Source organism: Noviherbaspirillum sp., from assembly GCF_035944575.1.
Taxonomy (GTDB): Bacteria; Pseudomonadota; Gammaproteobacteria; order Burkholderiales; family Burkholderiaceae_D; genus Noviherbaspirillum.
Genome location: NZ_DASZBA010000236.1, coordinates 17,643 through 30,803, shown reverse-complemented (window position 1 = coordinate 30,803; position 13,161 = coordinate 17,643). Strand labels below are relative to the sequence as shown.

The following is a 13,161-nucleotide window of genomic DNA, read 5'->3' as shown; positions in this document are numbered from 1 at the left end:
CTCATCGTCATCCGTGGCGGCATCCGCTTTCGCAGTGGCTTTTTTCGCTGGCGCTTTCGACGCGGCTTTCTGCGCAGCCTTTTTATCAGCGTCGCTTTGCGCCTGGGCTGGCGACACGAAGGCCATGCTGGCGGCGGCAAGAATCAGTATGTGTGGCAGTTTCATTCATCGTCTCCGGGAGTGCGCGTGCCGGTCGTTGCGCCGGACAACATTGCACTTGTACTCATAACAGACCCGCCGCCGCTTCCGGCAGAGGCAGGCCACTCAATTTGGCTCGCTGCAGAATGGTCCAGTAATACCGATAACTGGCTCGATCATGCAGTTTGCCGTTGTATTGTATCGGTCCCCAGTGCGCATTCTTCGCTTCGTTGAGTATGGCTGTTGCGTCGTTGATCTCTGAGCTGCGAGGCGCCAGAGATTTGAGGATGGGTTTGATCTGGCCCGGATGAATGCTCCACATCCGTGTAAAGCCGAATTCCGAGGATGCCCGCTGCGCATCGCCAGCGACGACGGCGGTATCCTTGATCTCTGTCGTTACGTTGTGCGAGGGTACCTTGCCATGGGCATGGCAGGCCGCCGAAATCTCGAGCTTGGCCCGCGTGACCAGCGGATGCGTGAACTGTCCCGGACTGCGCATGGCGCTGCCTGGAATCGCACCATAATGCGCCGATATGAAATCCATGATGCCGAATGAAAGGCATTCAACTTGCGGTAACGCCGCGATTGCCCGTACGTCGGCCAGTGCGCCATGGGTTTCGATCAGTACATGCAATGGAAGATCGGTACGCCCTGCCATGACGGCGTGCCGGTTGACGATCTCGGCCGCCTCAACCACATCTGCCAAGGATTCAACCTTTGGCAGCACGAGGTAGGCAAGGCGCTGCGCCTGTTCGCAAATGATGGATACGTCCTGTTCGAAGGAAGGGTGCGTGCGGTCGTGGACGCGCACGCCGATGCGCCCATGCGCGTTATCCTCGCTTGCGATCAGGGACGCGATCAGGCGCGCATGCGCTTCTTCATTGCCGGCGCTGGCGCCGTCTTCGCAGTCCAGGGTGATATCAAAAACGGGGCCGAGTTCTTGTTGCAGAGCAATCGACTTTCGCATCAGCTTTTCAGAGCCGGCGTAATGATCGCAGACCGGAATGGTTGCCGGCTGGCGTTTACCCTGGAATAAGACCTCGGAAGGGTGCATGAAAACTTGACTTCAATTGGGGGGAAAGACAAGGACGCCGTAGCGCCCTTGTTTGTTTGTGATGCTTAGCCTACCAGATGCTTCACGCCTTCACGTTCTTCCAGCAGCTCTTTCAACGTGAGGTTGATGCGCTCCTGCGAAAATGCGTCGATTTCCAGGCCTTGAACAATGGTGTACTCGCCATTTTGGGTCGTAACCGGATATCCGAACATCGTGCCTTCGGGGATGCCATAGGAGCCGTCCGACGGAATGCCCATCGTGGTCCATTTGCCGTTGGTGCCGAGCACCCAGTCGCGCACGTGGTCGATGGCGGCGTTCGCTGCCGACGCTGCCGAGGACAGGCCGCGCGCTTCGATGATGGCGGCACCTCGCTTGCCGACTGTCGGCAGGTACACATCCTTGGTCCACGCTTCATCGTTGACCAATGCCTTGGCCGGCTGGCCGTCGACGGTCGCGTGAGTGAAGTCGGCATACATGGTCGGCGAGTGATTGCCCCAGACGCACAGCTTCTCGATCGACGTGACCGGCTTGCCGACTTTGGCGGCCAGTTGCGACAACGCACGGTTGTGGTCCAGGCGCAGCATTGCGGTGAAGTTCTTGGACGGCAGGTTGGGAGCCGATTTCATGGCGATATAGGCATTGGTGTTGGCGGGATTGCCGACGACCAGCACCTTGACGTTGCGCGATGCGACGGCGTCGAGCGCCTTGCCTTGCACGGTGAAGATCTGCGCATTGGCTTCGAGCAGGTCTTTGCGCTCCATGCCAGGGCCGCGCGGACGTGCGCCAACGAGCAGTGCGACATCGATGTCCTTGAATGCTGTCATTGGATCGCTGTGTGCTGTCATGCCAGCGAGAAGGGGAAACGCGCAATCGTCGATTTCCATCATGACGCCCTTGAGCGCCTTCTGTGCCTTTTCGTCGGGGATTTCAAGCAGTTGCAGAATGACCGGCTGGTCTTTGCCAAGCATGTCGCCGTTGGCGATGCGGAAGAGCAGGGAATAGCCGATTTGACCGGCGGCACCGGTGACGGCGACGCGCATAGGGGCTTTAGCCATGATGAATCTCCAGAGTGGTGAGAAGACGGTGTCGAAACCTGACAAGGTTTTAGGTAAGCTTGCAATGATACCGTTGAAACCCTGCCAAGCCTACTAGAGTGGAAGCCAAAAATAGGTGCAGAGCCATTTCGAGCCGAGTGAAGTTGACTTGACGGTTGATGTTCCGCGTGTACGACTTCGATGGTCTGCCCGACCTTGCCCCGTACGCATTTTCGAATTCCGCTCAGAGCGGTTCAAGCTACATGCGTAATATGCGCCGCAAGCAATGCACAGCGTAAATATTGCCCGCGAGTGTAGGCGCAGCGGACCTATCTGTCAACGCCTATCTTATATCTTATATAAGACATATCACATCACTTTTTGCTGGACGGAAAGCGCTGTTTCGTGGTGAAATCATAAGTTATGAGTTCCGTTCCGCCCAACATACCAAGCAGCGGCGCTTCCGGCGCAGGAGCGGCAGTTTCTGCCCCCGGCACGTCTCCCACGTTCAGTCCTCTCTACCAGCAAATCAAGGCGCTCATCACGCAAAGCCTGCAGTCCGGCGAATGGAAGCCGGGCGAGCTGATTCCAAGCGAAATCGAGCTTGCCAATCGCTTCAAGGTAAGTCAGGGCACCGTCCGCAAAGCCATCGATGAGCTCGCCGCTGAAAATCTGGTGGTGCGCCGGCAGGGGAAGGGTACGTTTGTCGCCACGCACCACGAAGCCCGCGCGCAATTCCGGTTTCTGAGGTTGATGCCCGACGCGGGGGAGCCGCATTACGCCGAAAACAGGATCCTGGATGTAAAGCGTTTGCGTTCGCCGGCCGAGCTTGCCCGGCTGCTGGATATAAAATCTGGCGATTCCGTGATCTTTATCAAGCGTGTGCAGGCCTTCGACGGCATTCCGACCATCGTCGAGGAGATCTGGCTGCCGGGTGTCCTGTTCAAAGGATTGACCGCGGACCGATTGAGCGAATACAAAGGCCCGATGTATGGCTTGTTCGAAACGGAGTTTGGCACGCGGATGATCCGCGCCACCGAAAAGATCCGCGCGGTTACCGCCGACGAAGACACTGCGGAATTGTTGGGTGTCGGGGTTTCCACGCCCTTGTTAAGTGTGGAGCGGGTGTCATATACGTATGGCGACAGGCCGGTGGAAGTGAGGCGGGGTTTGTACCTGACAGACCGGCATCACTATCAAAATGAATTGAGCTGAGTGTTTGGGCCGTCACTGTCAATGGTCGCAGTTTCTGGTTGATAACAAACTTATTGCGCACAATGCATAATATCAGTTGGTGTGCTGCACAAAAATCGGCGAAAATTACGTGATTGTTAAGCTCTGGAGGTCTTGTCATGTCTGAAGCCATAAATAAGCCCCGGCGGGAACCGGTAACAAAACCCCGACGGGACTATGGCGTAATGAGTTTTGCGCAAACCGTGCATTACCGTCTGCCGCTAGCCGGCTTCGTATCCATCTTTCACCGCGTCAGCGGCGGATTGATGTTCCTGCTTCTGCCATTCATCCTTTACTTGCTCGACCGGAGCCTGGTCTCCGAGATCTCATTCGAGTACTTCAAAGGATTCGTTTCCCATTGGTTTGTCAAGCTCGTCATCCTGGCGCTGGTCTGGGCCTATCTGCATCATTTCTGTGCCGGCATTCGTCACCTGGTCATGGACCTTCACATCGGACTGGACAAGGACAGCGCGCGTAAATCAGCGGTCGCCGTGTTCGCGATCAGCTTGCCGCTTACCTTGCTGGTGGCATTGAAATTGTTCGGAGCGTTCTAAATGGCAAAAAATAATATTGGACCGAAGCGCCTTGTCGTTGGTGCGCATTACGGTTTGCGCGATTGGCTGGCACAGCGGGTTACCGCGGTCGTGATGACCGTTTATACAGTCATCTTGCTTGTTGCGTTTCTTTCCGCCAATAACTTCAGTTATGAAGGCTGGGCAGGATTGTTCTCCTACCAATGGTTCAAGATTGCAACTTTCGTTACCTTGCTCTCGCTGTTTTACCACGTCTGGGTCGGCATGCGTGACATCTGGATGGACTATGTCACCGGATCGGTCGCGTTGCGGCTTGTCTTTCAAATCGCTACTGTCGTGTGGCTGATTGGCTGTGCCGGCTGGGCAGCGCAGATTATCTGGAGAACCTAATCGTGGCAGCTATCAAATCTTCCCTTCCTTCCCGTCGCTTCGACGCTGTGATCGTCGGTGCCGGCGGTTCGGGCATGCGTGCTTCGCTGCAACTTGCCGAGGCGGGCTTGAACGTCGCCGTATTGTCGAAAGTGTTCCCGACGCGGTCCCACACCGTTGCAGCGCAGGGCGGTATCGGCGCCTCGCTGGGCAATATGTCCGAGGATAACTGGTACTGGCACATGTTCGATACCGTCAAGGGATCGGACTATCTGGGCGACCAGGATGCAATCGAATTCATGTGCCGCGAAGCACCGAAGGTCGTCTACGAGCTTGAGCATTTCGGCATGCCGTTCGACCGCAATCCGGACGGCACGATTTACCAGCGTCCTTTTGGTGGCCATACCGCCAACTTCGGTGAAAAGCCGGTGCAGCGTGCCTGCGCCGCAGCGGACCGGACCGGTCATGCGTTGCTGCACACGCTTTATCAGCGCAATGTGCGCGCCAAGACACATTTCTTCGTCGAGTGGATGGCAATCGACCTCGTGCGCGATGCTGACGGCGATGTGCTCGGCGTCGTGGCGCTTGAAATGGAAACCGGCGAAGTAATGATTCTCGAGGCGAAGACAACCTTGTTCGCCACGGGCGGAGCAGGGCGTATATGGGCTGCGTCGACCAATGCATTCATCAATACCGGTGATGGCATGGGCATGGCTGCCCGGGCTGGCCTGCCGCTTGAAGACATGGAGTTCTGGCAGTTCCACCCGACCGGCGTATCCGGTGCGGGCGTGCTGATCACGGAAGGCGTTCGGGGCGAAGGCGGCATCCTCATTAATTCAAACGGTGAACGTTTCATGGAGCGCTATGCGCCGACGCTGAAAGACCTGGCGCCGCGTGATTTCGTATCCCGTTCGATGGACCAGGAAATCAAGGAAGGCCGCGGCTGTGGACCAAACAAGGATCACGTGCTGCTGGACCTGCGCCATATCGGCGCTGACACGATCAAGAAGCGGCTGCCGTCGATTCTCGAGATTGCGCACAAGTTTGCAAACGTCGACGCTACCAAGGAGCCGATTCCCGTCGTGCCGACGATTCATTATCAGATGGGCGGAATTCCGACCAATGTGTACGGCCAGGTCGTGGTGCCGAAGAATGGCAGCCCGAACGAGATTGTCAACGGCATGTATGCGATCGGCGAATGCGCTTGCGTGTCAGTTCACGGCGCAAACCGCCTCGGTACCAATTCCTTGCTGGATCTCGTCGTCTTCGGTCGCGCTGCCGGCAATCATATTGTCCAGAGCAACCTGAAAGCACAGAGCCACAAGCCTCTGCCGGCTGATGCTGCCGATCTGGCGATGTCCCGCCTGGCCCGGTTGGAATCGAGCACAGGTTCGGAGCGTGTGCAGGATGTCGCGAATGCTATCCGTTCGACGATGCAACAGTTCTGCGGCGTATTCCGCACGGATGAATTGCTGCAGACCGGTGTCCGGAAGATCATGGAGCTGGACGAGCGCCGCAAGCATGTTTCGTTCAAGGACAAATCCATGGTATTCAACACCGCCCGCGTGGAAGCCCTGGAATTGGACAATCTCATTGAGACCGCCAAGGCAACCATCGTATCGGCCGCTGCCCGCAAGGAGTCGCGTGGCGCCCATGCGCATCGCGATTATGAACAGCGCGACGACGAGAACTGGATGAAGCACACCTTGTTCTTCTCCGAAGGCAATCGCCTCGACTACAAGCCGGTGAACACCAAGCCGCTGACGGTCGAAACCTTCAAGCCGAAAGCAAGAACGTTTTGATTTATAGGGGCCGGCTCTGCACGATCCGGCCCCGAAACGGATATTAGGGAATGGGCGGCGCTACGGTCAGCCTGCTCCCGCGAATTTTCAGATAAGGCCAGAACATGCCACGTACTCTCAAGTTTCAGATTTATCGCTACGATCCGGACAAGGATGCCAAGCCTTACATGCAGGACTTGACGGTGGAACTCCAGGATACCGACAAGATGCTGCTGGACGCACTCCAGCGCATCAAATCGGATGTGGACGATTCGCTTGCATTGCGCCGTTCCTGCCGGGAAGGCGTTTGCGGCTCCGATGCGATGAACATCAACGGCAAGAACGGACTTGCCTGCACCACCAATTTGAATGAATTGAGCCAGCCGATCGTGTTGCGTCCGCTGCCGGGACTGCCCGTCATCCGTGATCTTATCGTGGATATGACACAGTTTTTCAAGCAATACCATTCGATCAAGCCGTTCCTCATCAACGAAAGCATTCCGCCGGAGAAGGAGCGTCTCCAGTCGCCGGCAGAACGCGAGGAACTGGACGGTTTGTATGAGTGCATCCTGTGTGCCTGCTGCTCGACCTCGTGCCCGTCCTTCTGGTGGAACCCCGACAAGTTCGTCGGTCCGGCCGGCCTGTTGCAGGCATATCGCTTCATCGCCGACAGCCGCGACCAGGCGACCAACGAGCGTCTGGATAACCTGGAAGATCCATACCGCTTGTTCCGCTGCCATACAATCATGAACTGCGTGGACGTATGTCCGAAAGGCTTGAATCCGACCCGCGCGATCGGGAAAGTCAAGGAGTTGATGGTGCGCCGTACGGTGTAACCGTCATCAAGGCGGGGCAGAGCGTGCTCCGCCTTATTTTTGCGCCGACAGACTTGGATGCGGACGGCGCATGCATTAAGCGAATGAAAATATGTCGATATCCCACCAGGCGGACCCGGTAAAAAGAGCCAGGCTTCGCTGGCGCGCACGTCGCGGCCTGCTCGAAAACGATTTGATCATCAGTCGCTTCCTGGATGTCCATGAAGCCAGCCTGACCGATGAAGAAGTCGAAGCCTTTTCCAGCCTGATGGACTTGGCTGACGGCGAGTTGATGGATCTGCTGCTGGCGCGCAAAGAGCCCGACGGAGAACTGGATTCGCCCCATATTCATGCATTGCTGACGAGAATGCGCAAGGCCTGACGCGGACTATAAATTTTTTTAACCATCGACTCACCCCTCCTTATCTAAAGGAAGAGACATGACCAACTCTGATATAAAAGCAACGCTTTCATTTTCCGACGGTTCCCCTTCGCTGGAGCTTCCGATCTACAAGGGTACGGTCGGTCCGGATGTCATCGATATCCGCAAGCTATATGGAGCTACGGGCAAGTTCACCTATGACCCGGGATTCATGTCCACCGCCGCCTGTAACTCGTCGATCACATACATCGATGGCGACAAGGGTGAATTGCTGTACCGCGGCTACCCGATCGAGCAATTGGCCGTCAATTGCGACTTCCTTGAGACTTGCTATCTGCTGCTCAATGGCGAACTGCCTAATGCGGACCAGAAGAAGAAGTTCGTCAGCACCGTGACGAACCACACCATGGTCCATGAGCAGATGCAATTCTTCTTCCGCGGCTTCCGTCGTGACGCGCACCCGATGTCGGTGCTGGTCGGTACGGTCGGTGCCCTGGCATCGTTCTACCACGACTCGCTGGACATCAACGATCCGCACCACCGTGAAGTATCGGCGATCCGCTTGATCGCCAAGATGCCGACGCTGGTAGCCATGGCCTACAAATATTCGGTGGGACAGCCTTTCGTTTATCCGCGCAACGACCTGTCGTACAGCGCCAACTTCATGCGCATGATGTTCTCGACACCATGCGAAGAGTACAAGGTCAACGATGTTCTGGTACGTGCGCTCGATCGCATCCTGATCCTGCACGCCGACCACGAGCAGAATGCGTCGACGTCGACGGTGCGCCTGTCCGGTTCGTCCGGCGCCAATCCGTTCGCTTGTATCGCCGCCGGTATCGCTTGCCTGTGGGGTCCTGCCCACGGCGGCGCCAATGAGGCCGCACTGAACATGCTCAAGGAAATCGGCACGGTCGACAAGATCGGCGAGTTCGTGAAGCAGGTGAAAGACAAGAATTCTGGCGTCAAGCTGATGGGCTTTGGTCATCGCGTCTACAAAAACTACGACCCACGTGCGAAACTCATGCGCGAAACATGCCATGAGGTGCTGAACGAATTGGGGCTGCAAAACGATCCGTTGTTCAAGCTGGCGATGGCACTGGAAAAAGTCGCTCTCGAAGACGACTACTTCGTATCACGCAAGCTGTATCCGAACGTTGATTTCTACTCTGGCATCGTCCAGTCCGCACTGGGCATCCCCGTTTCGCTGTTCACCGGAATCTTCGCGATGGCACGTACCGTTGGCTGGATTGCTCAATGGAATGAGATGATTTCGGATCCTGAGCAGAAGATCGGTCGTCCGCGCCAGCTGTTCGTCGGTTCCGAACCGCGCGCGGTGCCTCCGATGGACAAGCGCAAGTAAACTGAGGCTTTTGCTTCAATGTGAAAAAGCGGGCCCATACGGACCCGCTTTTTTTGTTGACCGGAATAACTATGCTATTCTAACGGCTCGATATTTTTCGAACACTTCAGGTCACGTAGCCCTTCCTCCCACAACTTGATGTGCGATCCGCTAACCGGTCAGGCCGTGTCGCGGAAGGTTTTATAACCCGCTAATCTCGCGAAACGCGAAGAAAGGTGAGCAAGATGATGCAGCAGTACTTCTCCAATTCTTATCTGTTTGGAGGAAACGCACCGTACGTTGAAGAACTGTACGAGGCTTACCTCAACAACCCCGGCTCTGTTCCTGACAACTGGCGCGCCTATTTTGACGCGATGCAGAACGTTCCGGCAGTCGATGGCTCTACCAAGCCCGATGTCGCCCATGCTCCGGTGATCGCTTCCTTCGCCGAACGCGCCAAGCAGGGCCCGATCCGCACCGTCACCGCGTCAGCTGACATGGAAATGGGCCGCAAGCGCGTCGCCGCGACACAATTGATCGCCGCGTATCGCTTCCTGGGAAACCGCTGGGCCAATCTCGATCCGTTACAACGTCAGGAACGCCCCGCCATCCCGGAACTGGAGCCGAATTTCTACGGTTTCACCGATGCTGATATGGATATCGTCTTCAATATCAGCAACACCTACTTCGGACCCGAAACCGCGTCGCTGCGCGATCTGCTCAATGCATTGCGCGACACCTATTGCCGCTCGATCGGTGCTGAATTCATGTACGTCAGCGACCCGGCACAGAAGCGATGGATCCAGGAGCGTCTGGAATCGGTTCGCTCGACACCAAATTTCTCGGATCAGAAAAAACGCCATATCCTGGAACGGCTGACCGCTGCGGAGGGACTTGAGCGATACCTGCATACCAAATACGTAGGCCAGAAGCGGTTCTCGCTTGAAGGCGGCGAAAGCTTCATCGCTTCCCTCGACGAAACCATTCAGCGAGCAGGTGAAAAAGGCATCCAGGAAATCGTCATTGGCATGGCCCATCGCGGTCGTCTGAACGTGCTGGTCAATACCCTCGGCAAGATGCCGCAGGATCTGTTTGCGGAATTCGAAGGCAAGCATGCCGATGACCTGCCTGCCGGCGACGTCAAGTACCACCAGGGCTTCTCATCGGATATCACGACGCCGGGCGGCCCAGTGCACCTGTCGCTCGCATTCAACCCGTCGCACCTCGAGATCGTCAATCCCGTTGTCGAGGGATCGGTCAAGGCCCGTATGGATCGCCGCGGCGACAAGGATGGATCGCAGGTAATGCCTATCCTGGTCCACGGCGATGCTGCTTTCGCCGGGCAGGGCGTCGTCATGGAAACGCTGAACCTCGCGCAGACACGCGGATACGGCACAGGCGGCACCGTACACATCGTCATCAATAACCAGATCGGCTTCACCACTTCCGACCCGCGCGATTCGCGTTCGACGCTGTATTGCTCCGACGTCGTCAAGATGATCGAAGCGCCCGTATTGCATGTGAACGGCGACGATCCGGAAGCCGTCGTGTTTGCGACCCAGATTGCGCTCGACTACCGTCTTGAATTCAAGAAGGACATCGTGGTCGACATCGTGTGCTTCCGCAAACTGGGGCACAACGAGCAGGACACGCCGGCACTGACGCAGCCGCTGATGTACAAGAAGATCGGCCAGCATCCGGGCACACGCAAGTTGTACGCCGACAAACTCGTCGCTCAGGGCACGATTCCTGCCGAAGGCGGCGACGAAATGGTCAAGGCATACCGCGATGCGATGGACGCAGGGCGCCATACGGTCGACCCGGTCATCTCGAACTTCAAGAGCAAGTATGCGGTGGACTGGATGCCATTCCTCAACCGCAAATGGACCGATGCAGCCGATACCTCGGTGCCGCTTGCCGAATTGAAGCGCCTTGCTGCCCGCATAACCACCGTTCCTGAAAACTTCAAGGTTCACCCTCTGGTCGAGAAAGTGTTGAATGATCGCGCGGCGATGGGCCAGGGCGAACTCAATCTGGACTGGGGCATGGGTGAGCATCTCGCGTATGCATCGCTGGTGTCGTCCGGCTACGCAGTGCGTCTGACTGGCCAGGATGCGGGACGCGGTACCTTCGTCCACCGTCATGCGGTATTGCATGACCAGAACCGTGAACGCTGGGATGCGGGGAGCTACATTCCGCTGCAAAACGTGTCCGAAAACCAGGCACCTTTCGCCGTGATCGACTCGGTGTTGTCCGAAGAGGCGGTACTTGGCTTCGAGTATGGTTACTCGACCGCGGAACCGAATACGCTGACCATCTGGGAAGCGCAGTTCGGCGATTTCGCGAACGGCGCACAGGTGGTGATCGACCAGTTCATCAGCTCCGGCGAAGTGAAGTGGGGACGCGCTTCCGGCCTCGTGATGATGCTGCCGCATGGCTATGAAGGCCAGGGGCCGGAACACTCGTCGGCTCGTCTGGAACGCTACCTCCAGCTGTGTGCGGACAACAATATGCAGGTAGTGCAGCCGACCACGGCCGCGCAGATTTTCCACCTGCTGCGTCGCCAGATGATCCGCCTGTTCCGCAAGCCTTTGGTGATCATGACGCCGAAGTCGCTGCTGCGTAACAAGGATGCCGGTTCGCCGTTGTCGGAATTGGCAAAAGGCTCGTTCCAGACGGTGATTGGCGAGGTGGACGAGAAGATCGATCCGAAGAAGGTCAAGCGCGTCATCGCCTGCTCCGGCAAGGTGTACTACGAATTGGTTAACGCGCGCAAGGAACGTGCACAATCCGACACGGCCATTATCCGCGTCGAGCAGCTGTACCCATTCCCGCACAAGGCGTTCGCAGCGGAATTGAAGCGCTTCCCCAATTTCACCGAACTGGTGTGGACACAGGACGAGCCGCAAAACCAGGGCCCCTGGTTCCAGATTCAGCACAACATCTTCGAAAACCTGGAAGACGGTCAGAAACTGGCCTATGCAGGTCGTCCTGCCAGCGCATCGCCTGCGGTCGGCTATTACGACAAGCACTATGCGCAACAGAAGGCATTGATCGACACCGCATTTTCCAAGCTTAAAGGTTTTGTACTGACCAAATAAAGACCCGGCGGCACGCTAGAAGCTGGCGTGCCGAACGAACAACCCGAAACGGAGAGTTACATGGCAATTCTTGAAGTCAAAGTTCCACAACTGTCGGAATCCGTCGCTGAAGCGACCCTGCTGCAATGGCATAAAAAGGTCGGCGACGTCATCACGCGCGACGAAAACATGATCGACATCGAGACCGACAAGGTCGTACTCGAATTGCCCGCGCCGGACAGCGGCGTGATCACCGAAGTCATCAAGGGTGACGGCAGCACGGTCGTGGCTGGCGAGATCATCGCAAGGATCGATACCGAAGCGAAAGCCGGAACCGCTGTGGCTGCCACGCCTGCTCCGGCACCGTCTGCATCGACCGCATCGGCAGGTGCATCCGATCCGGTAGGCGCCGCAATCTCCGCGCTCGCTGCCAAAGCGCCGTCCGGCTCAAGCGGCGTGGCGATGCCCGCCGCCGCGAAGATGCTGTCGGAAAACAACATGACTGCCAGCCAGGTTGCCGGCACCGGCCGTGACGGCCGTGTCACCAAGGGTGACGTCATCAACGCGACGCAAAACAAAGCTGCTCCTGCACCGGTGCCTGCGTCGGCCCCGGCCGCACAGGCCAAGCCGGCTTTGCAGCAGGTGGCCGCCCCGGTGTCGCCCAATCTGGCGAACCGCCCTGAAGAGCGGGTGCCGATGAGCCGCCTGCGCGCCCGTATTGCCGAGCGTTTGCTTCAATCGCAATCGACCAACGCCATCCTGACCACCTTCAATGAAGTGAACATGTTGCCGGTCATGGAACTGCGCAATAAATACAAGGACAAGTTCGAAAAAGAACATGGTGTGAAGCTCGGCTTCATGTCGTTCTTCGTCAAAGCTGCTGTGGCGGCCCTGAAAAAGTATCCGGTCATCAATGCATCGGTCGACGGCAACGACATCGTCTACCATGGCTATTTCGATATCGGTATCGCTGTCGGCTCTCCACGCGGCCTGGTCGTACCCATCCTGCGCGATGCGGACCAGATGTCGATCGCGGATATTGAAAAGAAAATCGCCGAGTTCGGCGTAAAAGCAAAGGACGGCAAGCTGACGCTGGAGGAATTGACCGGCGGCACATTCTCGATCTCCAACGGCGGCGTCTTTGGTTCGATGCTGTCGACACCAATCATCAATCCGCCACAGTCCGCCATCCTCGGTGTGCATGCTACGAAGGACCGCCCAGTCGTGGAGAACGGTCAGATCGTGATTCGCCCGATGAATTATCTCGCCATGTCGTACGACCACCGCATCATCGACGGCCGTGAAGCGGTCCTCGGCCTGGTCGCAATGAAGGAAGCGCTGGAAGATCCTGCACGTTTGCTGCTGGACCTGTAATCGCGATCCGCAGGGATTGAATCAAC

11 protein-coding genes are annotated in these 13,161 nt (G+C 57.2%); 9 read left to right on the top strand and 2 right to left on the bottom strand.

Translation table 11 applies throughout. The features are described from left to right. Nucleotides 1–223: 223 nt before the first annotated feature. Both VGU61_RS19060 and VGU61_RS19055 read right to left on the bottom strand, forming a co-directional pair. Nucleotides 224–1,192, bottom strand: a complete 969-nt coding sequence (locus VGU61_RS19060) for a CoA ester lyase (RefSeq protein WP_326860847.1) — start codon at nucleotides 1,190–1,192, stop codon at nucleotides 224–226. Between the two features lie 65 nt (nucleotides 1,193–1,257). Continuing rightward, on the bottom strand, nucleotides 1,258–2,247 hold the full coding sequence (locus VGU61_RS19055; protein ID WP_326860846.1) for a malate dehydrogenase: 990 nt from the start codon (nucleotides 2,245–2,247) through the stop codon (nucleotides 1,258–1,260). 402 nt (nucleotides 2,248–2,649) lie between these two features. On the opposite strand from VGU61_RS19055, the gene VGU61_RS19050 reads away from it, so the two are divergent. The 9 genes from VGU61_RS19050 (at nucleotide 2,650) to odhB (ending at nucleotide 13,135) form a co-directional block, all read left to right on the top strand. Continuing rightward, complete coding sequence (locus tag VGU61_RS19050) at nucleotides 2,650–3,441, top strand: GntR family transcriptional regulator (protein ID WP_326860845.1); 792 nt, start codon at nucleotides 2,650–2,652, stop codon at nucleotides 3,439–3,441. Between the two features lie 137 nt (nucleotides 3,442–3,578). Beyond that, complete coding sequence (gene sdhC / locus VGU61_RS19045) at nucleotides 3,579–4,013, top strand: succinate dehydrogenase, cytochrome b556 subunit (protein ID WP_326860844.1); 435 nt, start codon at nucleotides 3,579–3,581, stop codon at nucleotides 4,011–4,013. Further along, nucleotides 4,014–4,382: a succinate dehydrogenase, hydrophobic membrane anchor protein gene (gene sdhD / locus VGU61_RS19040; protein ID WP_326860843.1), complete on the top strand. Its 369-nt coding sequence runs from the start codon at nucleotides 4,014–4,016 to the stop codon at nucleotides 4,380–4,382. 2 nt (nucleotides 4,383–4,384) lie between these two features. Further along, nucleotides 4,385–6,163 (top strand): succinate dehydrogenase flavoprotein subunit, encoded by a 1,779-nt coding sequence (gene sdhA, locus VGU61_RS19035; protein ID WP_326860842.1) that lies wholly within the window; start codon nucleotides 4,385–4,387, stop codon nucleotides 6,161–6,163. A 104-nt stretch (nucleotides 6,164–6,267) separates the two neighbouring features. After that, nucleotides 6,268–6,978, top strand: coding sequence for a succinate dehydrogenase iron-sulfur subunit (locus VGU61_RS19030; RefSeq protein ID WP_326860840.1), 711 nt, complete (start codon nucleotides 6,268–6,270; stop codon nucleotides 6,976–6,978). Nucleotides 6,979–7,069: 91 nt separating this feature from the next. Then, nucleotides 7,070–7,339, top strand: a complete 270-nt coding sequence (locus tag VGU61_RS19025; protein WP_326860839.1) for a succinate dehydrogenase assembly factor 2 — start codon at nucleotides 7,070–7,072, stop codon at nucleotides 7,337–7,339. A 58-nt stretch (nucleotides 7,340–7,397) separates the two neighbouring features. Next, nucleotides 7,398–8,702 (top strand): citrate synthase, encoded by a 1,305-nt coding sequence (gltA, locus tag VGU61_RS19020; protein ID WP_326860838.1) that lies wholly within the window; start codon nucleotides 7,398–7,400, stop codon nucleotides 8,700–8,702. A 224-nt stretch (nucleotides 8,703–8,926) separates the two neighbouring features. After that, nucleotides 8,927–11,782: a 2-oxoglutarate dehydrogenase E1 component gene (locus VGU61_RS19015; RefSeq protein WP_326860837.1), complete on the top strand. Its 2,856-nt coding sequence runs from the start codon at nucleotides 8,927–8,929 to the stop codon at nucleotides 11,780–11,782. 60 nt (nucleotides 11,783–11,842) lie between these two features. Continuing rightward, complete coding sequence (odhB, locus tag VGU61_RS19010) at nucleotides 11,843–13,135, top strand: 2-oxoglutarate dehydrogenase complex dihydrolipoyllysine-residue succinyltransferase (RefSeq protein WP_326860836.1); 1,293 nt, start codon at nucleotides 11,843–11,845, stop codon at nucleotides 13,133–13,135. Nucleotides 13,136–13,161: the final 26 nt, after the last annotated feature.